Origin of the sequence: Marinobacterium zhoushanense (assembly GCF_014641945.1) — a bacterium.
In the GTDB taxonomy this organism is placed as follows: Bacteria; Pseudomonadota; Gammaproteobacteria; order Pseudomonadales; family Balneatricaceae; genus Marinobacterium_D; species Marinobacterium_D zhoushanense.
Window position 1 is genome coordinate 1 of sequence record NZ_BMIJ01000013.1, and the last position, 23,979, is coordinate 23,979.

Genomic DNA, 23,979 nt, shown 5'->3' on the forward strand with positions numbered 1-23,979 from the left:
TTGCCTGGTGACAATAGAGACGTGGAATCATCGCCAGGCACCTAATCAGCGTCCCCCTTCGGGGAACGATAGAAGGCCATCCCGAAAGGGGTGGCCTTTTTTCGTATTGGGAAGCGGGAACTGCTGTGTACTACACAGGGCCCATGCGACCACGCCTGTACCGCAGGGATCCCAAGCACCGCTTGGGACCTATTGTAGGTCATCGCTACACTAGCGCCTGTATCCCTTCATAGACTCCGCCAATAGGCGATTTATTAACTCCCTCAGCCTGTTTGAAAAAGGGTTGTGTAGAGCGAATTCAATGCCCGAGAGACCAATAGAGATTCCCTGAAGACCAATGTTTGATATGTTTGTTGGGAACGGCCTGAAACGAAAAAGCCCCGCATCAACGATGCAGGGCTTCTGAAAGAGGTGGTGCCCGGAGGCGGAATCGAACCACCGACACGGGGATTTTCAATCCCCTGCTCTACCGACTGAGCTATCCGGGCAATCAGGTTGCGTATTCAACCACTTAGCGCGTATTCGGTCAAGCTTGATCACGCCGTATAAGGGCTCTTTTTGTGGCTCAGGCGTTGATGCCGTAATCAGTGCGGTACTGACGAATGGCGGCCAGTTCGTTCTGCATATCGCCCTTCTCCTCCAGAAACTCGATCAGATCATCCAGCGTGACGATGCTGACCACCGGCATGTTGTAGTCGCGCTCGACCTCCTGGATCGCCGAGAGTTCGCCCTGACCCCGCTCCATGCGGTTCAGGGCAATGGCAACAGCAGCAGGTTGAGCGCCGGCAGCGTTGATAATCGCCATGACCTCGCGAATCGCGGTGCCGGCGGTGATGACATCGTCAATGATCAATACCCGACCTTCAAGGGGCGCTCCGACCAGTGTGCCGCCCTCACCATGGTCCTTGGCCTCCTTGCGGTTGAACACATAGGGCACGTCGCGCTGGTGTTCGGTCGCCAACGCGACCGCTGTTGCGGCGGCCAGCGGGATACCCTTGTACGCGGGGCCAAGCATGACGTCGAACTCGATGCCGGAAGAGACGATTGCAGAAGCGTAGAACTGTCCGAGCTTGGCCAATGCCGCACCGGTATTGAACAGGCCAGCGTTGAAGAAGTAGGGGCTTTTGCGGCCCGATTTCAAAGTGAACTCGCCAAATCTCAGGACCTCTTGTTCAATGGCGAATTCGATAAAGGCGCGCTGATACTCCTGCATAGGGTGTCTCCAGTTACTTGTTCCGGCGGGATATAACAGGGGCTAATAATACCGTTAATAGCCGTGTACGGCTGCTCCTGCAGCAATTTTTCCCAACATTCATTCTGCTGGCCCGATTCGACGGGTCAATTTGGACCTTATGGCTAAAGTGGCATGGAAAAATTTTAAATTTCCGTCCCTTACCGATACAATCGACGTTTCTGATTTTCATTTCCGGATGCTCGCTCGGGTGAGGCACAACAAACTATGCGCGTGATCACATTCAATACTCAGGGTATTGAACAGGCCGCTGACAAAGGTTTTTTCGACTGGATGGTCAAGCAGGATGCGGATGTCGTCTGCCTGCAAAATCTGAAAGCACGCGAGTATCAGTTGGATGGCGATCGTTATCATCCGGATGGTTACCACGCCTACTTTTTCGATGCCTTCGACGAGGGGTTCAGCGGGGTGGCCATCTACACACGTCACCTGCCGAAAGCGATCATGACCGGGCTGGGCTTCGAGCAGTGCGACTATCAGGGACGCTTCATTCAGGCCGACTTCGATAAGGTCAGTGTTTCGTCACTGACGGTTCCCTCCGGGTTGAAAAGCGAAGAGGCGCAGGCGGGCAAGCTCGAATATCTCGAACACTTTAAAAACCATTTGAAGAAAACGCTGCGTAAACGTCGCGATTTCATTTTTGCCGGTACTCTCAACATCGCCCACAAGCCGATCGATCTGAGTAACTGGTATGTGAACCAGAAGGTGTCCGGCTTCCTCATCGAGGAGCGGGCATGGATGGACGAGGTTGTCGGTGAAATGGGTTACGTGGATGCGTTCCGCGAGGTGAACAAGGCGGAGCGTCAGTATACCTGGTGGCCAGACTACAACCGTGCCTGGACGTTGAATGAGGGCGCGCGACTGGATTACCAGATCACCACGGCCAATCTGCGTAAGAGCATCAAGGGGGCGAAAATTGACCGCGACCACCGCTTTTCGGAGCACTGCCCGCTGATTATCGATTACGCCGTCGATCTTTAAGTCGCTGCCGATCACCCATAAAAAAGAAGCCGAAAGGCTTCTTTTTTATGGGGCGCAGGCTGTGCTTTCAGCTGTTCAATGCGGCCGTCTGGAGCTGGATAAGCTCCCGAATCCCCTTGTTGGCCAGTTCCAGCATCGCATTCAGTTCGTCCTGAGTGTAGGGTTCGCCCTCGGCCGTTCCCTGGACCTCTACGAAGCCGCCACTGGCGGTCATGATTACATTCATATCGGTATGGGCTTTGGAGTCTTCGGCGTAATCCAGGTCAAGCACCGGCTGGCCTTCGTAGATGCCGACGGAGACGGCGGCGAGCTGATGCTTGATCGGGTCACCTTTCATGGCACCGTTCTTGTCTTTCTTGAGGAAATTAACGGCGTCCTGCAGTGCCACGAATGCGCCGGTGATCGACGCGGTGCGGGTGCCGCCGTCGGCCTGGATTACATCGCAATCGATGGTGATGGTGTTCTCGCCCAGCTTGTTCAGATCCAATGCCGCTCGCAGGGAACGGCCGATCAGACGCTGGATCTCGACCGTACGCCCCCCCTGCTTGCCGCGCGCAGCTTCACGGTCGCTACGGGTATTGGTGGAGCGCGGCAGCATGCCGTATTCAGCGGTAACCCAGCCCGATCCTGAGCCACGCAGGAAACGGGGTACGCCACGGTCGACGGTCGCGGTACAGATCACCTTGGTATCGCCAAATTCGACCAGAACCGAGCCCTCTGCATGTTTGGTGAAATTACGCGTGATGCGTACTTCGCGCATCTGGTCCGGCTGGCGACCGCTTGGACGCAGTTTTTTCAGACCCAGATTCTGCAGCTGTTCGGAGAGTGTGGAGGACATGAAGATACCTTAATAGCGGGTTTTCCCCAGGCCGATAGAGGCACGGCGGAGGGGCTGTTAATATGTGTCGAATCAGAGTCCACAATTTTAATCGAGATCGCACCATATGACACGCAGCATGACCGCCTTCGCCCGCCAGGAACTGCACCGGGAATGGGGGACACTTACCTGGGAGATTCGCTCGGTCAACCACCGCTACCTCGAACCGCACCTGCGCCTGCCGGATAGCCTGCGTGACCTTGAGGGTTCTCTGAGGGAAAAGTTGCGCACATCGCTGAGCCGGGGAAAGGTAGAGTGCACCCTGCGCTTCGTCGCGGAAGCGGGGGCGCAGACTCTGAACGTGGATCAGGCTAGGGCGCAAGAGGTTATCGCGGCCGCGACTCAGGTGCGCGCATTGATGCCCGATTCAGCTCCGCTGGATACTTTTCAGGTTCTGGGTTGGCCGGGCGTGCTGGCCGAAACAGAGCTGGATATGGAGATGATCAAGGGGGAGGCTTTGAAGCTGTTCGACGGCGCTTTGACCGATCTGTCGGCCGGTCGTGAGCGTGAAGGTACTGAGTTGAGCCAGCTGATTCAACAGCGTTTGGATTCGATCTCCGAGATAGTTGCCGAGGTGCGCGTGTTGATGCCGAAGATCCTGGCCGCGCAACGGGACGCGATGCGGGCACGCATCGAGGAGATGAAGATTGACGCCGACCCCATGCGCCTGGAACAGGAGCTGGTGTTGATCGCGCAGCGGGCCGATGTTGATGAGGAGATGGATCGCCTTGATACCCATGTCCAGGAGGTACGACGTGTCTTGGCTCAAAAGGGCCCGGTCGGCCGTCGCCTCGACTTCCTGATGCAGGAACTCAACCGCGAGGCTAACACCCTGTCTTCCAAGTCGATTGTAGCGAGCACTACCCAGCGGGCGGTGGAGCTGAAAGTGCTGATCGAGCAGATGCGCGAGCAGATCCAGAATATCGAATAATGAGGTATTGGCTACCGATATTCGCAATGCATTACCTAAGCACAGGTGGACTCGACGGCGGTGTCATCTGTCGTCAGTGTATTCCAAAACGCTTTTCAAAGGCCTGAAAACTCAAGCGTTGTAGCGGTGATTTTTGAGCATTTAGAGCGGAGTCATCGCTTATGGGTCCGAGACCTGGATCTGCACAGCGAAGTCGAGCATGCTGCTCGCGCCGCCACCGACAAAGACACCGCTGACCGGCAGCGTATCCCGTGCATCTGCCGCCGCTGCGATCGTCACATGCGTATCGGCAAGCATATATCCGTGAGTTGGGTCCCATCCGCGCCAACCCGCACCCGGCAGATACACCTCTGGCCAGGCATGCAGATCCCGGCGGTCGCGCTGCAGATCGCCTTTCTGGTAGCCGCTGGCAAAGCGCGCCGCCAACCCCTCGGCCCGGCAGCAATCGACAAACAGGACGGCGAGATCGCGACAAGCGCCACGCCGGGTTTGCAAGGTGAATGCCGGCGCCTGCGGCGCGCCGGAGTGACGATGGATCTGGACAAATTCATCGTGCAGGTAATGATTGAGACGGTCCAGAAATCTCAAGGTATCGCGGTTCACGCCCAGGCTGAGTTCCGCCGCGAAGACGGTCACGGCATCGTCCGCCCAGCTGCGTTCCAGATAGGCCCTGGCGCAGATCGCATCCTGATCGTGGCTTATCGGTAACCGCATCGCTTCCGGCGCCAACACGAAATCGAAAGCGTTCTTCCGCAGTGTCTGAACCTGCATGCTGACCTCGATTTCGAAATATTGGGTTTCGCCGTCAAACCATACCTGGGTGACGTGATTGCCCTCCAGGTCGAGGAGTTCATTCTGCCCTTGAGGTGCAGGGTTGATGTAAAGCTGATGAACGAGTACCTGCTGCGAGCCGTCGCAGCGTGGAAAAAAGCGCAGTTGTTGTGGGCTCAGCCGCACGGGTTGAGAGTAGGTGTAGCGAGTACGATGTTGGATGTTGAATAGCAAGCTGGCGATCCTCGTCGGTGTACGATTAAAGGTTTCCAGCTTCCGGCTCAGCGTCAGTCGTGAAGCCGTTCGACCCGCACTGTCTGGGCCGTTGCGAATGAGGGGGGGCCGAATTGATTGAACACCGCGACATCGGCCGCATCACGCCCGTAACCCAGCGCCACATATCCGCCTCTTAACGCTGACTGCGTGGCATCGAAGGTATACCAGCGGTCGCCAACGTAGGCCTCGAACCAGGCGTGCAGATCCATGGGTTCCAAATCATGTAGATACCCCACCACCATGCGCGCAGGAATGCTGAGACTGCGGCACAAGGCGATGCCGAGATGCGCCAGATCACGACAAATACCGACCTGCCTGGCGTTCACCTCCACGGCAGACAGGGTGGCGCTGGTGCTGCCAGGCACATAACTGAATGCGCTACGCAGCCAGGCCTCGATCGCCGCAACCTGATCGTACCCCAAGCGCTGCCCCGAGGTGATTTCAGCGGCCATCTCGTTGAAATGATCGGACTCGCAATAACGACTCGGCAGCAGATAGCAAAGCACCCCATCCGGCAGATGCTCCACATTTACGAAAGGCGCGCCGGGCGCCCTGTCGACGCCATCTGCGACCATCAGCTCGGCCACCGTATGGACCGAAAACGTGCCCGGGGGAGCGACCAGACGTTGGCACAGGTTGCCGTAACCATCGGTGAATTCAAAAACCGGCACGACGGGCTTGATGTTGTACTCCTCGCGCGCAACCCATTGATTGGCACCGCTGCGCGGCCGCAGCATGAGAATAAACGGGGTCGGCACTGTGATATCGAACGTCAAGTCACAACTGGCACGTAACCGCATGTAATTCCTCCTTGGAGAATCGGCATCCACAACCGGATAAGGGCTCGAACAGCAGTTTGCCGATGCTCAGCAAAGCCCTGTCGACATACAGACGAGAGATGGTCGGACCGCCGGGGAACTCCGCATGACGCCGGGTATCGCCGGTTTAGTCCAGGCGCATCCCCAGAGGCAGTAGGATCAATTTCGAAACGGACAACCACTCCTGTATCGGTTAGCAACACGGCGGCAGGTGGTTGTGCGACGTCGTGGGTCTACGCCCTTGTATTGCTGCAGGGGCACTACAAGCGAAACGCCCCGGTGCCACTAGTTCAATATAGCACGCATATACCACCCCCAGGTTCTCCAGGTGAACATCCTGGACTGCCGAGACCTCATGATCGGCCGTTCGATCACTGTGCCGAAGTCGATCCTCCAGCTACGCGAACACAAGGATGACGATGCGGAATATACCCATTTTCCACCCCATCCGGAGACCTGAATCGTGTTATCTCTGGAATCGACGTCTAGACTTTCTAGTAAGGCTATCTTGGAAGTAAGGGTATCTTGCATTCGAGCGGATTCGTCAGCTCTCAGGTTGATATCAACAGACCCCCAGAGGTGCCAGGTGTCAAAGGCGAGAAAGCGGTCCATAACGACCGACTGATCCAGTAGCAACCACACGCGGACTTCGGCGCTGGTGCTATATCACTAATCGCACAACGGGAGAGAAAAGCAGATGCTCTATTTTGCTGCTGTATTTTTTATCGTCGCGGTCATCGCGGGATTACTGGGCTTTACCGGTGTCGCCGCCGGCGCTGTCGAGATTATCAGAATCCTGTTTGTATTCTTTGTCGCACTGTTTGTCGTCTCGCTGGTCATAGGACTGCAACGCCGCAGATGACCCCAAACCTGCGCAGCGCCGGCTTCGGTGTTCCGAACCGCACCAAGCAGGCATCGGCATTTCGCCCCCCCCTGCCGGAAGATGAATATGCACACCTCAGACCTGGCAAGAGCATCACTGCTGCAGGTTGCTGACGAGCCGCGACCGACCGCTGCCGGAGGGCGGGCGGCGCACAATTGCGCCGCACGTACGCGCTGCTCTTCCGTGTTCGCCGACCGATTGAGTGCACCTCATGGCCGATGATCCGCAGCCTGAGCCGGCAGTTACTCGACTGCCGCCGGCCTACGTGAATCGGCTGCTCCAACCTTTTACCCGCTTTCTGCACATCGAGGCCGCCGGAGGTGCCGTGCTGCTGCTGTTCACGGCCGCGGCGCTGGCCCTGTCCAACTCCTCCTGGGCACATCCTTTTCTGGAACTTTGGGAGATCGAGATCGGGTTTCACTTCGGGGAGTTCGAGTTCGCCCGCTCGCTGAAGGAGTGGATCAACGATGGCCTGATGACGCTGTTTTTCTTCCTCGTTGCGCTGGAACTCAAACGTGAACTGGTATTGGGCGAGTTGAGCCAGCCACGCATGGCAGCGTTGTCCATCACGGCCGCGGCGGGTGGCATGCTGGTGCCGGCATTGCTGTACCTGGCGCTGCAGTGGGGCCAGCCCGGGGTAACGGGCTGGGGCACGGTGATGGCGACCGATACCGCCTTTGTCATCGGTTGCCTGGCGCTACTGGGGTCGCGTATTCCGCCAAGCCTGCGCCTGTTCTTGCTTTCGCTGGCGATCGTCGACGACATCGGTGCCATCCTTGTCGTCGCGATCGGCTACAGCAGCGATCTCTCCTGGGGGGCACTGGCGCTGGCGGCAGGCGGCTTGGCGGCTATTCGGGCGATGGCGGGCATTGGCATCCGTGGTTTCCCACTCTATTTTTTGGGAGGGGCTCTGGTCTGGCTGTTGGTGGACGCATCCGGTATCCATGCCACCATCACCGGTGTCGCTCTCGGGCTGATGACACCGGCACGCCGCTGGGTCAGCGACGAACGTCTGTATGCCATATTGAGTCAGGTGGTCGCACACCCGGCCGATGAGCTGGGAAGCGGCGATACCCGTCACCGACAAACGTTGCTGGCCGCGGAGATCGCCGCGCGTGAAACCCTGTCACCGGTCGAAAGGCTGGAGATGACGCTGCACCCCTGGGTCGGTTTTGTCATCATGCCGCTGTTTGCCTTCGCCAATGCCGGTCTGCCACTGTCGTTCGACGAACTGGACGCTTCCATCAGCCTGGCCGTGTTCTTCGGCTTCGTGCTCGGTAAACCCGTTGGCATTTTAACGTTCAGTTGGCTGGCCGTACGCGCCGGTATCGCGACCCGGCCACCGGACCTCAGTTGGAGATTGCTGTCCGGTGGCGCGCTGCTCGCCGGGATCGGTTTCACGATGGCGCTGTTCATTGCCAACCTGGCCTTCGGCCCAAGCCAGATCGACAGTGCCAAGCTGGGCATTCTGCTGGCCTCAGTCTCATCCGCGATTGCGGGTATCGCACTGTTGTTGCCGCTGTCCGCGCCACCTTCTGGGAGAGGATCATGATTCGAGAACCGGCATCGCATTCGTCACTGCTGCTGACGACCCGTTTTGATGCCATCGTCCAGAGCCTAGGGGCTGCTCTGGACCTCGACAGCGCCCTGCAAGGTATCGTCCAGGACGTGCGCAATGTTTTTCAGGTCGACATCTGCCTGCTCTACCTTTCAGACCCCGCACGGCCGGAACTGCAGCGACTGATGGCCAGCGACGGCCTCGAAGCTCATGCCGGCCCCCCGTTGCAGCACGCATTCGCCGACACTCTGGCCAACCTCGTGGCTGAGCGTTCGGAACCGGTTAACCTCTGCGATAGCCAGGCATCGCCGGATCACCAGGATGCCAATTGCCAGGGCTACCTAGGTGTTCCCATCATGCATCAGGGAGTCCTACTGGGCGTACTGGTTGTGCAACAGAAGGCGCGATACCGTTTCAGCGAATCCGAGTTGGCATCGCTGGCGACCCTGGCGGCGCAGATCGCAGGCGGCATTCAACTGGCCAAGGCCCGTGGCCGCATCAACTCAGGCGCTTCCGGCGACCTGTCGGCAGCCCCCTTTTTCGAGGGTGTCATCGGTGCACCGGGTATCGCCTTCGGTACCGGACATGTCGTCTATGCCAAAGCGGAACTCGCGCGGATTCCGGATCGTGACGTAACCGATATCGACGCCGAGATCGCGCTCTTTCAGGCTGCCGTCAGCCATGTTGCCAACGAGCTTGACCGGATAGCCGAAGAGCAGGGAGGGGGGCTGACGGCGGAGGATCGGACACTGTTTCGCGCCTACGCCATGATTGCCCGCAGCGATGAACTGGTCACAAGCACGCTGGCCGGCATCCGCCAGGGCAACTGGGCAGCCGGTGCACTGCGCAACAGCATCCAGGAACATGCTCGCTATTTCGAAGCGATGGAGGACCCCTATCTCAGAGAAAGGGCCGATGACATTCGCGATATCGGTCGCGCCCTGCTCAACGAGCTGCAGACGCTGGAACCGGTTGAGGAGCGCTATCCCGCACGCGCCATACTCGTCGGAGAGGACCTTAGCCCTCTGGATCTGGCCGCGGTTAAGGGCGCGCATCTGGTGGCGGTGATCTCGGGGCACGGTTCAAGGCTGTCACACCTGGCAATTCTGGCGCGCTCCATGGGTATCCCGGCGGTAATGGGCCTTGCCGACACCCTCCCTCTCAACAGTCTTCACGGCAAGTCGCTGATTGTCGACGGTTATGAGGGACGGCTCTACATCGAACCCGACGCCAACCTGAAACGGGAATACCGGAACATTGCCGCGCGCGAACGCAGACTGTCGAAGAAGCTTCGCCACCTGCGCGACCAAACGGCGCAAACGCCCGATGGTTTCAGAATCCCGCTTTATACCAATGCAGGCTTGCTGTCCGATCTCAATCCATCGCTTGCAGCAGGCTCCGAAGGCATCGGCCTGTACCGTACCGAATACCCCTTCATGGTACGGGACAGCTTTCCGACCGAAGAGGAGCAGTACACCCTTTACCGAAAGATACTCCAAACCTTTCATCCCCGTCCGGTGACACTGCGGACGCTGGATATTGGCGGCGACAAGCCGCTGACCTACTTCCCGATACAGGAAACGAATCCGTTTCTCGGCTGGCGCGGCATCCGTATTTCGCTCGATCATCCCGAGATGTTTCTGACCCAGATCCGGGCCATGCTCAGGGCAAGCAGCGGGTTGGACAACCTGAGCCTGTTGTTGCCGATGATCAGCCGGGTCGAAGACCTGGACGAGGCTCTGATACTGATACAACGGGCTCGTCAGGAGCTGGAGCAGGAGGGACATAGTGTTACGCAACCGCTGTTGGGTGCGATGATCGAGGTGCCATCTGCCGTCTTCCAGGTCGAGGCGCTGGCCAGGCGGGTGGACTTTCTGTCGGTCGGCACCAACGATCTGACTCAGTACCTGCTCGCGGTCGACCGCAACAACGAGCGTGTCGCGCGCTGGTTCGATGCCCTCCATCCGGCCGTGATACAGGCGTTGCTTCGCATCATCCGGGCCGGCAAGCGATGCGGCATACCGGTCAGTGTCTGCGGCGAAGCGGCCGGCGATCCTGCCGTGGCACTGCTGCTGATCGGTATGGGTGTCAGCAGTCTCAGCCTGAGCGCCGGCGACCTGCCGCGAATCAAGTGGGCGATTCATTCCTTCAGTCGGCAACGGGCCAGAGCCCTGCTGCGGCAGTCGCTGCAACTGGAGCAGGCCAGTGCTATTCGCACCCTGCTGACCCAGGCCCTCGTCGATGCGGGTCTCGAGGGCCTGGTGCATCCGGGCAACTCCAGCTGACCAGGTGCTGCACACCCAAAGGGTACTTCCTCTCAGAGATGAACGTTGCCGACAGCTTCGTGGATTAGGAAAGGGAAGCAGTTCAGAGCACTGTACATGGCCCGGATTTTGCCCTTTGCTATGGAGTGTTGCCAGCCATAGCCTGGCCGATATCGTCCCGTAATGGACCTGGAATATGCAGCAAAAACTTATCCACCGTATCAGCCCTATACTGCTGGCGATCAGCGCATATGCTGTGAGTCTCAACCTGTTCTTCGTACTACTACCGATCCGTATGAGTGAACAGGGGATTACTACCTCGAATATCGGCTTGGCGATGAGTATGTACCCCGCCGGAGCGATTCTGGCGGGGCTGTTTGGCTCCAGGGCGGTGCACAGGGTCGGTCATATCCGTACCTTCGCCAGTATGGCCGCGACCCTTGCGGTTATCGCCGTCGGTCACAGTTATATCGACAACGTCTGGCTCACAGGACTGCTGCGCCTGCTCGCCGGCTTCTGTTTCGTGACCGGTTTTATCACTCTGGAGAGCTGGCTCAATGTACTCAGCGACAGCAGCAACCGCGGTCGAATATTCAGCGTTTACCAGATCTGCATCGCCCTTGGCTTTGGCAGCGCGCCGTTTCTGCTGAACCTGTCGGTGGACAGTGATCCGCGGCTGTTCGGGTTGATCAGCCTGTTTCTGTCGTTATCGCTGATCATCATGGCGATGAGCCGGATACCGGTGCCGGAGGTAGCCGAGCGAGCCCGGCCGATGTCGCTGCAGCAGTTGTGGCGCTATTCGCCGTCGGGCACCGTCTCCTCCTTCTGTGCCGGGATGATCAGCGCCGCCAGCGTCTCACTGATCTCGTTGTATGCCTATGAGCGCGGCTTCAGCGGCCTCTGGTTGGCACTGATCCTGGGCTCCTATCAGCTCGGTGGCCTGCTGACCCAGTACCCCACCGGCTGGCTCGCCGACCGACTGGACAAGCGGACCGTGGCCGCGGGGCTGATGGTTCTTGGCGTTGCGAGTAACCTGTTGATCGTACTCGACTATTTCCATGCGTTGCCGGTGCCGTTGCTGGTGGCTGTGTTTTTGGTCTCCGGCGGCTCGGGCGTTGCCCTGTTTCCGCTGGCGGTTACCCAGGTGTTCGATCATATCGACCTGAAGGAGGCGATGCCGGCGACCAGTACGCTACAGATCCTGCTTGGTCTTGGCGGCGTACTGGGACCGGTGGTCGCCGGTTACCTGATGAACCGGTTTGAGATCATCTGGCTCTACTACTACCTGATCGCGGTCCACGCCGCCGTCGTCATCTTCCTGCTGACACGCAAGCTGTTTATCCGCACCGAGCGTCTGGCCGCCAGTAGCCCCTACCAGGTGACGACGCAGCCAAGCTCAATTGGCGGCTCCCAGCTTGACCCTCGCATGGATTACAGCTTGGCCGAGATCAACGATCCGGCATTGAAGCTGCTGCTGGTCGCCCTGCGTCAGCATCCCCAGGATCCGGCCGAGTTGATCCGCACCGCACTGGACAGTGCCGCGCTGGCGCCGGCTGACGTGGCCACCCAGATGGTGCTGGCGTTGCCGAAGCAGTCGGGTGAGTTGATGAAGCAGCTGGTGGAGCTGTATCCGGAGCAGCGGATCGAGATCACCCGCTCACTGCATGAACTGTTCGCGCTGCACAAGGAGCGGATCAACAGCCTGATCGAAGAGGGGTTGCTCAGCGGTGCCTCGGATAGTGAAGCAGAAACCATCCGGGGGATGGTGAGGGCAAGTGAGTAGCGGGAGACCCTGCCCTGGCGGCGTGTGAACAGGCGGCGCCGGCCGGAGCAGGGTATACAGGGCTTACTGAACGGTAGTTGCAGGGTTAGGGTTGGCCGCCTCCGGACTCTGGTCCCGCCAGCCACCCCCGAGCGCCCGGTACAGGTCCACCTTGGCCTGCATCAATGCCAGGCGGGCTCCGATACTGGCCTGCTGGGCAGCGACCAGATTGCGCTGTGCATCCAATCGGGTCAACATGCTGTCGACGCCGTTGTGATAGCGCTGGTCGGCAATCTCGAAGTAGCGCGCGTAGGCGGTCTCGGCCCGCTCCTGGGCAGCGAGCTGAACGGCGTAGCCGTCGCGTTCTGCCAAGGCGTTGGACACCTCGGTGAATGCGCTCTGTACCGCTTGCTGATACTGGGTCAGCGTGATTTCGTGGTCTACTTCCGCCGTGTCCAGTTGTGCATCCAGGCGTCCGGCATTGAAGATCGGCAGGCTGATGCTGGGCATAAACAGCCAACTGCCACTGCCGGCAGCGAACAGGTCACTCAGTTCACGGCTCATCGAACCCAGGTTTGCTGTCAGGCTTATCGTCGGAAAGTAAGCGGCACGGGCGGCACCGATGTTGGCATTGGCGGCTTTGAGCTGATGCTCGGCCGCGAGGATGTCGGGCCGCTGGGCGAGCAGCTCAGAGGGCAGGCCCGGCTCCACCCCGGCGATGCTTGCCACGTCCAGCCGTTCGGCCGGCTGCCAGCCGGTCGATAGTGGCGCGCCGACCAGAAGGGTCAGCGCGTTGCGGTCCAGCTCCGTCAGGCGTTGATAACGTGACAGGGCGACGTTGGCATCCTCAAGTGCGGCCTGGGCCTGGGAAAGCTCCAGCTCGGATGCAACGCCAAGGTCAAAACGCTTTTTCACCAGCGCCAGGTTATCCGCCTCGATCGCCTGGGTCTGCTTGGCCAGTGTCAGCAACTCCCGGTCGGCAACCCAGTTCAGGTAGGCATCGGCCACATTGGCGACCAGCGTCAGTTGCGCGGTGCGCAGATTTTGTGCCTGGGCCAGGTAGCTTTCCAGTGCCTGCTGCTTGAGGCTGCGCACCCGGCCAAACAGGTCCAGCTCGTACGAGGCCAGACCCACCGTGGCGCTGTAGCTGCTGGAGATACTGTCCTCACCGCTACTGTTATAGGTTTGTGGCAGGCGCTGGCGTGTACCGCTGCCGGAAGCGGTGATCGACGGCAGCAGGTCGGCGCGCTGGATACGGTATTGCGCGCGGTAACGCTCCACATTGAGCAGTGACAGTCGCAGATCCTTGCTCGCTTCAAGGGATTGGCCAATGACGCTGACCAGGGCTGGGTCGGCGAAGATCGCCCGCCAACCCGTGTCGGCCGCAGCAAGTCCGTGCTGCTGGCTGCTCTGCCAGGTGTTGAGCGCCTCTGCTTCCGGCTGCTGGTAGGAGGGGATCATAGAACAGCCCGCCAGCAGTGAAATCGCCAGTGCCAGGGGAATCACTTTCATACTGTTTCTCCTGTCGGTACGGTCTGGACGCGCTTCCTTGTGGTCAGGCGTATCACCAGTACGTAGAACAGTGGCACGAAAAAGATCGCCAGGAAGGTGGCGCTGAGCATGCCCCCGATCACCCCGGTACCGATCGCCTGCCGACTGGCGGCGCCGGCACCGGAGCTCAACGCCAGCGGCGTGACGCCGAGAATGAACGCCATCGAGGTCATGATGATCGGACGCAGACGCATACGCGCGGCCTCGACAGTGGCTTCGAACAACTCCATGCCCTGTTCGTGGAGCGACTTGGCGAACTCCACGATCAGGATGGCGTTTTTCGCTGCCAGACCGATGGTGGTCAACAAGCCGACCTGGAAATAAACATCGTTATCCAGACCGCGTAGTGTCGCCGCGGCCAGTGCACCAAGTACACCCAGCGGTACCACAAGCAGCACCGAGAAGGGTACCGACCAACTCTCATAGAGTGCCGCCAGGCAGAGAAACACCACCAGTATCGACAACGCATAGAGAGCCGGTGCCTGAGAGCCGGCCATGCGCTCCTGGTAGGACATGCCGGTCCACTCAACCGACAGGCCTGCCGGCAGCGTGCTCAGCATCTCCTCCATCGCCTGCATCGCTTCGCCGGTACTGTAACCGGGAGCCGCCTGGCCCTGGATATTGACCGCGGGTACGCCGTTGTAACGCTCCAGCCGCGGAGAGCCGTAATCCCAGTAGCTGGTGGCAAACGCAGAGAAGGGCACCATCTCACCGCCGGCGTTGCGCACGTGCCAGCTATCGAGGTCGCTGGGCAGCATCCGGTAGGGCGCATCAGCCTGGACGTACACCTTCTTGACCCGGCCGCGATCGACGAAGTCATTGACATACTTCGATGCCCAGGCGGTGCTCATCGTCGAGTTCACATCATCGATATCCAGCCCCATCGACTTGATCTTCTCGTGATCGAGCTCGATGCGGAAGATCGGCACATCCTCCATCCCGTTGGGACGCACGCCAGCCAGGCGCGGATCCTGTGCCGCCATGCCCAGCATCTGGTTACGTGCCGCAATCAGGGCTTCGTGGCCGATATTGCCGCGGTCTTGCAGCATCATGTTGAAGCCCGTGGCGGTCCCCAGCTCCGGAATGGGTGGCAGGTTGATCGGGAAAATACGGGCGTCGGAGATCTGGCTGAACGCGCCCCAGGCGCGACCGATAATCGCATCGACCGACTGTGACGGCTCGGTACGTTCATCCCAGGGTTTAAGCTTCATGAACGCCAGGCCCATGTTTTGCCCCTGACCGGCGAAGCTGAAGCCGGATACGGTGAACAGCGAGGCGATGTTCTCCTCCCGCTCCGCGAAGGTCTCGATCTGCTTCATCACCTCCAGGGTACGGCCCTGGGTCGCGCCCGCCGGCAACTGCACCAGGGTCAGGAATACCCCCTGATCCTCATTGGGCAGGAAGGAGGTGGGCATTTTGACATAGAGGTAGCCCATGCCGACCACGAGTGCGAGATAGATACCCAGCAATCGCATGGGGCGTTTAAGGATGCCGCCTACCGAGCGCTGATAGCGCTTGGTTGCACGGTTAAAGCCACGGTTGAACCAACCGAATATACCGCCGCTGTCATGGTGCCCAGGCTTGGCCGGTTTCAGAATGGTGGCACAGAGAGCCGGTGTCAGGATCAACGCCACCATCACCGACAACGCCATGGCAGAGACAATGGTCAGCGAGAACTGGCGGTAGATGGCACCGGTCGATCCCGGGAAGAAGGCCATCGGCACGAATACTGCCGACAGCACCAGACCGATACCGACCAGCGCGCTGGTGATCTGGTCCATCGATCGGCGGGTTGCTTCAAGAGGAGGCAAACCATCCTCATGCATCACGCGTTCTACGTTTTCGACCACGACGATGGCGTCGTCCACCAGCAGGCCGATCGCCAGCACCATACCGAACAGGGTCAGCGTATTGATGCTGTAGTCGAATGCGGCCATAACGCCAAAGGTACCGAGCAGCACCACCGGCACGGCGATGGTCGGAATCAAGGTGGCGCGGAAATTACCGAGGAACAGGTACATGACCAGGAACACCAGCAGGATCGCTTCGCCCAGGGTTTTGACCACCTCATCGATGGAGATCTCGATAAACGGTGTGGTGTCATAGGGGATGACCACTTCCAGATCATCCGGGAAAAAAGGCTTGAGCTCCTCCAGGCGTGCCTTGACTGCGTCCGCAGTATCCAGCGCATTGGAGCCGCTGGCCAGTTGGATCGCCAGGCCCGCTGCCGGTTTGCCGTTGAAGCGGCTGACCGCAGAGTAGTCTTCAGCACCCAACTCGATACGCGCGACATCTTTCAGCCGTACCTGGGAGCCGTCGCTGTTGACCTTGAGCAGGATCTGCTCGAACTGCGTGGTACTCTCCAGCCGTGACTGGGAGATGATGGTCGCGTTCAACTGCTGGTTGCCAAACGCGGGCAGGCCGCCCAGCTGGCCGGCAGCGAACTGGTTGTTCTGTGTCGAGATCGCGTTGTTCACATCCAGCGGCGTCAGGCCATAGGAGGTCAGCTTCTCCGGCTGCAGCCAGACCCGCATGGCGTACTGGCCGCCGAAAATGCGGATACTGCCGACGCCCTGGGTGCGCGAAAGCGGGTCCTTGAGCTGGCTCACCGCATAATCGGCCAGATCCGCCCGGTTCAGCGTGCCGTTAGGCGAGACAAGACCGACCACCATCAGGAAGCCCGTGTTGCCCTTGGTGACGCTGACGCCCTGCTGCTGAACCGCTTGCGGCAGCAGTGGTTCAGCCTGTGACAGTTTGTTCTGCACCTGGACCTGGGCAATATCCGGATCGGTACCGGGGGTGAAGGTCAGCGTGATCTGTACGCTGCCGGAAGAGCTGCTGTTCGACGACATGTAGAGCAGACCGTCGATACCGGTCATCGACTGCTCGATGACTTGGGTGACGCTGTCTTCCAGGGTTTGTGCCGATGCACCCGGATAGTTGGCGGAGACATTGACCGAAGGGGGCGCGATGGTCGGATACTGCTGGATCGGCAGCATGCGGATCGATAGCAGCCCGGCGACCATGATCACAATCGCGATCACCCAGGCGAATATCGGCCTGTCGATAAAGAAACGTGCCATGGGAACTCCTTACTGCATGCCGGCGGTAACGGCAGCCTGCTCGCGCGGGGTGACTGTAGCGCCTGCCTTGATCTTCTGCAGCCCGCCGATAATCAGCTTGTCACCGGCGGCGAGGCCCGAGAGTACAAGCCACTTATCGGCAATCGCTCTGCCGACCTCAACCGGGCGGGACTCGACCTGGTTGTCGGCATTGACGACCAGTGCTTGTGCCGCACCGTTGGGCAGGCGGGTAATGCCCTGCTGCGGGGCTAGAATGGCGGCATCCTGATGCTCAACCACAACACTGGCACGTACGAACATGCCCGGCAGCAGCAGCTCCTTATCGTTTTGGAATTGTGCGCGGACATTGACCGTACCGGTGCCCTCATCGACACTGCTTTCGGAAAATTTCAGCGTGCCGGTTTCATCGAGCTGGCTGCCATCCTCGAGCTGCAGCTGCACATCAGCGGTAAGATCATCGCCGCTGCGCTTCATCTTCATCACCGAACTTGCCGGCTGGCGGATATCCACATAGACCGGCGACAACTGGCGAATGGTGGCAAGGGCACCGCTTTGCGCGGCTGACACCAGCGCGCCTTCGGTCACGCTGGAGCGGCTGATGATGCCCGAGATCGGTGCGGTGATGCGGGTGTAGTCCAGATTGATCTTGGCACTCTGCACCGAGGCCTTGGCCGCCTGGATCTGTGCCTGTGCCTGCTTCCAGGCCGCCTCGGCGTTGTCCGCATCCTGGCGGCTGACCGCTGAACTCTTCACCAGTTCGCGATAGCGCTCAGCCAGCAGGCGAGCGCTCTGGGCGTTGGCATCCGCCAGAGCCAATTCGCTTTCGGCGCTGGCGAGCTCGGCCTTGTATAAGGCGGGGTCGATCTGATAGAGCAGATCGCCCGCATCGACATGGGAGCCCTCTTCAAACTTGCGCGCGAGAATGATGCCTCCGACCTGGGGGCGGATCTCGGCGCTGCGATAGGCGGCGACACGGCCAGGGTAGCTTTCGGTGATATCGACCGACACACTTTCCAGCGTCACCACATCGACTGCAGTCGGTGGTCGGTTTGTTGTGGCACCTTGGTCGCTGCTATCCTGGCATCCGGCCAGACCCAGCAGCAAGGCGGCGGCCATCAGTCCGGCAGGCCAACGGCGTAACGAAGTGATAGTTGTTCCCATGATATCCTCATGTAGCTCAAGACGGTGAAGCGAAGGTGCCGACGATGCCTGCTGTGGATGAAGTGAAGGCCGTGACGGTTAAGAATGAGCAGTGAGTTTACATACATTCGCGTTTGTATGTAAACTGACCAGGCATAAAAACTTATCAAAAGAGTCAGAAATTGCGCAGAACGAAAGAGGAGGCGGAAGCAACCCGTCTCTGCATCATGAAAAAAGCGCTGGCGCTGTTCGCGGAGAAAGGGATCGCCGCGACCAGTCTGTCCGATATCGCCCAGAGTGCCGGCGTGACCCGCGGTGCGATCTACTGGCACTTCAAGAACAAGTGGGACCTGTTCGATGGCTTGTGGGAGCATTACGCGAGTCCGTTGACGAAACTGGGGGACGCCAGTGAATCAGAGGGTGAGGCGGATCCGCTGGGCAAGTTTGTCGAACTGATGAGGCTACTGCTGGTCAGTGCCGAGCAGGACGAGGATATGCGTCGTCTGATCACCCTCTATATGCGTGAAACGGCTGTGCTCTCGAACGATGAGCTGCCGGTGCATATGCAAGAGCTGGAGCTGGAACTGCACACGCGGCGTGTGCGCGCCCTGGAAAATGCAGTGAGAAAGGGGCAGTTGCCCCGCGATCTCGATGTGGAGGCAGGGTCTCTGCTGGTCAAGGTGATGGTGGATGGACTGATCATCAGATGGCTCAGGAATCCGAACTGCTTTTCGCTAAGTGAACGGGCCGGTCAATTTATCGAGTCGATCATCGCGGTGCTGCAACATGGCGCGCGTAAGCGTGGCTAATTGATTACAGAACGCCGCTAAAAGGCGTGGAATTCTAAGGGTTTTAGGGTATGTTTGAGCTTAAAAAAACAATCCCCCCGACTGGAGTTCCGCCCGATGCTGTATCGATTGGGTATGGCGGCGCTGCTGACGCTGCTGCTATCCCCTTACACGATGGCCGAAAAGCTGACGTTGTTGAACTGGGAAGCCTATCTCGACCCTGAAGTGATTGAGATCTGGGAAGCAGAAACCGGCGTCGAGATAGAACAGATCTACTTCGATAACGACGAACGTCGGGATCGGATGATGGTGGATGCCGGGCGTCACCATATCGATCTGGTCGTGCTCGACGAGGTGGCGTCGCGCCTGTTTGGCGAGCGCGGCATCTCCTTTGCACCCACGGCGGCACAGGCGCCGAACCTGCGTCATCTGGACCCGCAATTCTCAGCCCAGTGCGGTAACCACAGCATCCCCTATATGTGGGGTACCCTTGGGATCGCCTACCGTAGCGACAAAGTTGCCCAACCGCCTGCCAGTTGGTCCGATCTGATTAAGCCCGCCCAGGAACTGGTCGGTCATATCGGCATGCTCGATGATGGCGCGGATCTGTTGGCGCCGGCGCTGTTGATGCGTGGCGAGTCGATCAACAGCGACTCTCGGGAGGCGCTGCAAATTGCGTTCGAGGATCTTAAGCAGCAGGTACCCGCAGTACTGACCTACGACTATGCCATCACCTTTTTGCAAAGTAATGCCGACGCCAGCCAGCTGTATATGGCACTGGTCTACAGCGGTGACCAAGACGCGCTGAACGAGATTCAGGGCGGCGAACACTGGCGCTATGTGGCGCCGAGCGAGGGCACTATCCTCTGGGCTGACTGTCTTGGTGTGTTGCAGGGCTCGAACAAGCAGGAGCTGGCGATCCGCTTTATCGATTTCCTCAATCGCCCTGAGATAGCGGCGCGCAACGCGCAGGCGCTGTGGGTTGGCACGCCGAACCAGGCGGCATACGGGTTGCTGGACGACGAGTTCAGGCAAGATATCACGGTCTATCCGCCTGCCGGGGTGATGGCGAAGAGCCAGCTCTACGAAGTACTCAGCGAAGAGAATCTGATGCTGCGGCAACGTATCACCAGCGCGATAAGGAAGCTGCATGACGCTCAGTAGGCGAGCCGCGCTGCTGATCGTCCCGGTGCTGCTGGCGGGCTATCTGCTGGTGGCGCTGGCCGTTTACTACGTCGAACGCTCCTCCATCGAACACCTTGAACAGTCACGCCTGAACAATCAGCTGACCGAACTTCGCAGCACCTTTTCCGTCTACGCCTCCTTTGCCGACAGCTATCTGTTTGCGATCAGTGAGTCGGAGGCGCTGCACCGCTTCCTGCAGGAGGCGGACGATCGTTATCGCAAAAGGGCGCTCGGCGGGCGCCTGGAGGATGCGTTCGGCAATCTGACCGGGTCTCGCTCCGGCTATATCTCTTTCGCGCTTATCGAGCCGAATGGCCAACCCGAATTTTTCTTTGCCAGCAGTGACAACCCTTTCCGCGATATCTCCGCTCAAGAACTGGAGGTTGCTCAGCATGCGTTCACCACGCGCACTCTTTCCGGCATCCGGCTGGTTCAGCTGGATTCGGGGGCGTCGCTGCTGATTCAGAACCGGCTACTGGATAAGCGTACCCAGGCGGCCCCCCTGCCCAACCATTTGCAGCAGAGCGTGGCGGTGCAGGTGGCGGTCGAACTCACAACCTTCGATGCCCAGGTCGAACGGATGGAAGAGATCTATGGGGCGCGGATTGAATACAGCCATTCGGCTTGGACGAACAGGGAGGGATTGGGCGGAGATATACGTCTGCTACCGGACCTCTATCTTCGCCTGCAGCCGGATCCCGGCTTCATGACCGGACAGTTGCGTAGCATGCAGCATAGCCTGAGTATCGGTGCGCTCCTTGTCTGTGCCGTCTGCACTGCGCTGTTGATGTGGCTGATTCGCCACTATATCACCCAGCCGGTGCAAACGCTGGAGCGTCAGCTCAACGAGGTGATGCACGGTATGCGCGACCGAATCGTGTATACGGGGCAGGATGAGATCGGCCGTCTGGCACGGCAATTTCAGCAGTTGTACAGCCAGCTGGATGATGCCTACCGGCGCTCCCGCCAGCTTGCCGAGCAGGACTCTCTCACCGGCCTGCCCAACCGCAACCGCTTTTACGAGTTGGCGGTGCGCGAACTCAAACTTGCCGCAGAGCGGCAGCTCCCGGTAGGTTTGCTCTATATCGATCTGGATCATTTTAAGTTCGTCAACGACAAGTATGGCCACAGTGTCGGTGATTCGCTGCTGAAGTCCTTTTCGCACCGGGCCAGTGCGTTGATCCAGCATGAGTGCAACCGCGCGCCCCAGTGTGGACAGGCCGTTTTGGCCCGCCTGGCGGGCGATGAGTTCGCGGTGCTGCTGCACGGCTATCGCGAAGCCGGCCAGCCCGAGCATCTGGCTAACCGCTTGCTCAGCCTGGTACGCGAGGGGTATCAGTTTGAGTTGGGCAGTTATCCGGTCACGCTCAGTATCGGTATCGCCTGCTGTCCCGAAGATGGCCACAACATCACCCAGTTGATCTCCAATGCCGATACCGCCATGTATCAAGCCAAGCACGCCGGCAAGAATCGTGTGGCGTTTTACTCCCAGGAACTGGCGCGCAAGGCCCGTCGGGAGCTTGAGATCGAACACCAGCTGAAGGTGATCGATTTCGATCGTGAACTCTACCTGACCTATATGCCGATACTGGACGCCAAGGGCCGGATCGACGGTTGCGAAGCGCTGCTGCGCTGGGAGTCGCCCAGCCTGGGTCGGGTGGGCCCGGATAGCTTTATCCCGATCGCCGAGCGCACCGGGCTGTATGGTCTTATTGATCGCTGGGTCGTGCAGCAGTCCTTTGCCGATCTGCCGAGGCTACGCCAATTACTGGGGGAGGGTATTACCCTGTCGATCAACCTCTCCTCGGCGGAGCTGACCGTTCCGGATTTCGATCTCTATATCCAGGAGCAGTTAACGTTCGCCGGAATCGCGGCAGACAGTATCGAGGTCGAGATGACCGAGACCTTCGGTGTGGAGTCCACGGTGCAACGTCACCATATGCTCAGTAGGCTCAGGGCTCTAGGCTTGCAGATTGCCATCGATGATTTCGGTACCGGTTACACCTCTATGATGCAGATGGTGGAGTACCCGGTGGACAAGGTGAAACTGGATCGCAGCTTCATCGAACGGCTGATCGAGCCCGGCAACCAGCGGTTGCTGGCGCCGATCATCTCCCTCTGCCATGCCCGTGGCTTGCGGGTGACGGCTGAGGGGGTCGAGACGGAGTTTCAGGCACAGCGGTTGGTCGCTGCCGGTTGCGACTGTCTGCAGGGCTATCTCTATGGCCGACCGATGCGGCTGGAGGAGCTTGAGAGTTGGGTGGATGAGCGTGCGGCGCTCAACAGCGATGCCGGACAGCTGATGAAATGATATCCGCTGGGGCAGACAACCTAGTATCCGTGGGTATACTAAGGCGGACGGAGTTCCGAATAACAGCAAGTAAATGAGGTATCGACAGTGGGTGCAGTAGATAAGGAGATGGTTGAGGACGCTGAAGACCTTCAAGTGCTGATGGCACGTCAGCCCATCTATACCAAAAGCCAGGACGTTACTGCGTTTGAGCTGTTATTCCGGGACTCCGATGGCAAGTTTGTCGATGGCCTCAAGGACAAAGAGGCAACGCTCGGCGTGCTGATGGGAGCGTACTCCAGTATCAGCAAGAGCGGCGAGGTGCAGAACGTACCCTGCTTCCTGAAGGTCACCGACAGCTTCCTGCTCGATAACGAAATGCCGGACCTGCCGCGACAGAGCTTCGTCATCGAGATCCTGGGCCACTCCAAGATATCACCGGCCCTGATCGATCGGGTCAAGAGCCTGGCCAATGACGGCTACCGCCTGGCACTGGCCGATTACGACCCCACTGACCCCCGCTTTGGACCGCTGCTCAACGTGGTGCACGTGCTCAAGCTCGATATCCAGAAGCTCGGTATGAAGAACGTACAGACCTTGGTCCAGAAGCTGCGCCCGTTTCAGTTGGAGTTGCTGGCCGACAAGGTGGAGACCAAGGAGGAGTTCAGGCTCTGTCTGGAGATGGGTTTTGAGCTCTACATGGGCTACTTCCTGAGCAAGCCGGAACCGGTCAAAGGCAGGAAGATCAGTGGCAACAAGGTGCTGTTGATCCAGCTGTTGACCGAGCTGCAGAAACCCAATGCGACGGCTCAGTCGGTGGAGGAGATCGCACTCAACGACCCGGCTCTGACCTTTAGAATCCTCAAGGTTGTCAACTCCGCCGCGTTCAACCTTCGCCGGGAGATCACCTCGCTGTCCCATGCCATCGCCATGCTAGGTATGGATCAGGTTCGACGCTGGGTGATGCTGTTCCTGGCCAACAGCAACGGCGATAAACCGGACGACCTGACCCGCAACATGCTGCAGCGCGGACGCATGTGCGAGCTGCTGGCGGAGATGACCGGGCGCCCTGAACCGATCAACCACTTCATCGTGGGCCTGCTCTCCCAGCTCGATGTGATGATGGATATCGAGATGGCGGAACTGATGAACCAGGTGCCGCTGCACCACGATATCAAGACCGCGCTGATCAACCGCGACGGCTCCTTTGGCGAGGTGCTGCAGGAGGTCGAGCATTACGAACGGGGTGAGTTCGAACACCTGCGCAAGATGCTTGAGCGGCACTTCTACGAGGTTGCCTATCGTCATAGCCTGAGCTGGGCGACCCAGGTGATGCAGGCGCTGCAGAGCGCCGCGTGAGTGGCCTGTTGCCACCGGGCCTGGCAATCGCGGAAGCGCTGTTTCTTATCCTGACCGCCGGATTCACCTCGATGCTGACGCTGCGCATGCTGTGGCTGGCATTTGAGGCACTGCAGCTCATCTGAGACTGCCGCACCTGCAGACCATGTGATCGCGGTATACCCTGCATTCTGTGCATAAAAAAGGCGACCCGGAGGTCGCCTTTTTCAT

19 protein-coding genes and 1 tRNA gene are annotated in these 23,979 nt (G+C 59.3%); 12 read left to right on the top strand and 8 right to left on the bottom strand.

The genetic code is table 11. The features are described from left to right. Positions 1-412: 412 nt before the first annotated feature. Positions 413-488 (bottom strand) — tRNA-Phe (locus IEX40_RS21605). Between the two features lie 77 nt (positions 489-565). Beyond that, a complete protein-coding gene (gene pyrE / locus IEX40_RS21610; RefSeq protein WP_188752290.1) occupies positions 566-1,213 on the bottom strand; it encodes an orotate phosphoribosyltransferase in 648 nt (215 codons plus the stop codon). A 246-nt stretch (positions 1,214-1,459) separates the two neighbouring features. Between pyrE and IEX40_RS21615 the strand changes: the two genes are divergently transcribed. After that, positions 1,460-2,233, top strand: coding sequence for an exodeoxyribonuclease III (locus IEX40_RS21615; RefSeq protein WP_188752292.1), 774 nt, complete (start codon positions 1,460-1,462; stop codon positions 2,231-2,233). A 67-nt stretch (positions 2,234-2,300) separates the two neighbouring features. Here the strand turns inward: IEX40_RS21615 and rph are convergent, their stop codons facing one another. Continuing rightward, entirely contained in the window at positions 2,301-3,071 is a 771-nt protein-coding gene (gene rph / locus IEX40_RS21620) for a ribonuclease PH (protein ID WP_188752294.1), read from the bottom strand. A 106-nt stretch (positions 3,072-3,177) separates the two neighbouring features. Here rph and IEX40_RS21625 point away from each other — a divergent pair, with 106 nt between their 5' ends. Next, positions 3,178-4,041: a YicC/YloC family endoribonuclease gene (locus IEX40_RS21625; RefSeq protein ID WP_188752296.1), complete on the top strand. Its 864-nt coding sequence runs from the start codon at positions 3,178-3,180 to the stop codon at positions 4,039-4,041. 159 nt (positions 4,042-4,200) lie between these two features. Here IEX40_RS21625 and IEX40_RS21630 read toward each other — a convergent pair whose 3' ends face one another. Beyond that, entirely contained in the window at positions 4,201-5,046 is an 846-nt protein-coding gene (locus tag IEX40_RS21630) for a transglutaminase family protein (protein WP_188752298.1), read from the bottom strand. Positions 5,047-5,099: 53 nt separating this feature from the next. Next, positions 5,100-5,888, bottom strand: a complete 789-nt coding sequence (locus IEX40_RS21635; protein ID WP_188752300.1) for a transglutaminase-like domain-containing protein — start codon at positions 5,886-5,888, stop codon at positions 5,100-5,102. Between the two features lie 346 nt (positions 5,889-6,234). On the opposite strand from IEX40_RS21635, the gene IEX40_RS22200 reads away from it, so the two are divergent. From IEX40_RS22200 to IEX40_RS21655, 5 genes are all read left to right on the top strand, one after another. Beyond that, positions 6,235-6,366: a hypothetical protein gene (locus IEX40_RS22200; RefSeq protein WP_268235837.1), complete on the top strand. Its 132-nt coding sequence runs from the start codon at positions 6,235-6,237 to the stop codon at positions 6,364-6,366. A 237-nt stretch (positions 6,367-6,603) separates the two neighbouring features. Then, positions 6,604-6,768, top strand: coding sequence for a DUF1328 domain-containing protein (locus tag IEX40_RS21640; protein ID WP_188752309.1), 165 nt, complete (start codon positions 6,604-6,606; stop codon positions 6,766-6,768). 232 nt (positions 6,769-7,000) lie between these two features. Further along, positions 7,001-8,341, top strand: coding sequence for a Na+/H+ antiporter NhaA (nhaA, locus tag IEX40_RS21645; protein ID WP_188752311.1), 1,341 nt, complete (start codon positions 7,001-7,003; stop codon positions 8,339-8,341). Next, a complete protein-coding gene (gene ptsP, locus IEX40_RS21650; RefSeq protein WP_188752313.1) occupies positions 8,338-10,632 on the top strand; it encodes a phosphoenolpyruvate--protein phosphotransferase in 2,295 nt (764 codons plus the stop codon). Before nhaA ends, ptsP begins: the two co-directional genes overlap by 4 nt. A gap of 175 nt (positions 10,633-10,807) precedes the next feature. Continuing rightward, positions 10,808-12,394 (top strand): MFS transporter, encoded by a 1,587-nt coding sequence (locus tag IEX40_RS21655; protein ID WP_188752315.1) that lies wholly within the window; start codon positions 10,808-10,810, stop codon positions 12,392-12,394. Between the two features lie 63 nt (positions 12,395-12,457). Here IEX40_RS21655 and IEX40_RS21660 read toward each other — a convergent pair whose 3' ends face one another. Genes IEX40_RS21660 through IEX40_RS21670 form a run of 3 tightly spaced genes read right to left on the bottom strand, consistent with a single transcriptional unit; the run spans position 12,458 to position 18,168 of the window. Beyond that, positions 12,458-13,885: an efflux transporter outer membrane subunit gene (locus IEX40_RS21660; protein ID WP_188752317.1), complete on the bottom strand. Its 1,428-nt coding sequence runs from the start codon at positions 13,883-13,885 to the stop codon at positions 12,458-12,460. Then, a complete protein-coding gene (locus IEX40_RS21665; protein ID WP_188752319.1) occupies positions 13,882-17,007 on the bottom strand; it encodes an efflux RND transporter permease subunit in 3,126 nt (1,041 codons plus the stop codon). Before IEX40_RS21665 ends, IEX40_RS21660 begins: the two co-directional genes overlap by 4 nt. A gap of 9 nt (positions 17,008-17,016) precedes the next feature. Continuing rightward, positions 17,017-18,168 carry an efflux RND transporter periplasmic adaptor subunit gene (locus tag IEX40_RS21670; RefSeq protein WP_229680887.1) on the bottom strand — a complete coding sequence of 384 codons (1,152 nt, stop codon included), beginning with the start codon at positions 18,166-18,168 and terminating at the stop codon, positions 17,017-17,019. Positions 18,169-18,329: 161 nt separating this feature from the next. Between IEX40_RS21670 and IEX40_RS21675 the strand changes: the two genes are divergently transcribed. The 5 genes from IEX40_RS21675 to IEX40_RS22205 all read left to right on the top strand — a co-directional run bounded on the left by IEX40_RS21675 (position 18,330) and on the right by IEX40_RS22205 (position 23,894). After that, entirely contained in the window at positions 18,330-18,956 is a 627-nt protein-coding gene (locus tag IEX40_RS21675) for a TetR family transcriptional regulator (RefSeq protein ID WP_188752321.1), read from the top strand. A gap of 96 nt (positions 18,957-19,052) precedes the next feature. Next, the gene (locus IEX40_RS21680; RefSeq protein ID WP_188752323.1) at positions 19,053-20,099 is read left to right on the top strand and encodes a polyamine ABC transporter substrate-binding protein; all 1,047 of its coding nucleotides are present in this window, start codon (positions 19,053-19,055) and stop codon (positions 20,097-20,099) included. Then, entirely contained in the window at positions 20,086-22,431 is a 2,346-nt protein-coding gene (locus IEX40_RS21685; protein ID WP_188752325.1) for a putative bifunctional diguanylate cyclase/phosphodiesterase, read from the top strand. The genes IEX40_RS21680 and IEX40_RS21685 overlap by 14 nt, the downstream gene beginning before the upstream one ends. An 87-nt stretch (positions 22,432-22,518) precedes the next feature. Next, positions 22,519-23,769, top strand: coding sequence for an EAL and HDOD domain-containing protein (locus tag IEX40_RS21690; RefSeq protein WP_229680888.1), 1,251 nt, complete (start codon positions 22,519-22,521; stop codon positions 23,767-23,769). Then, complete coding sequence (locus IEX40_RS22205) at positions 23,766-23,894, top strand: hypothetical protein (protein ID WP_268235839.1); 129 nt, start codon at positions 23,766-23,768, stop codon at positions 23,892-23,894. The genes IEX40_RS21690 and IEX40_RS22205 overlap by 4 nt, the downstream gene beginning before the upstream one ends. The last annotated feature ends 85 nt before the right edge of the window (positions 23,895-23,979 follow it).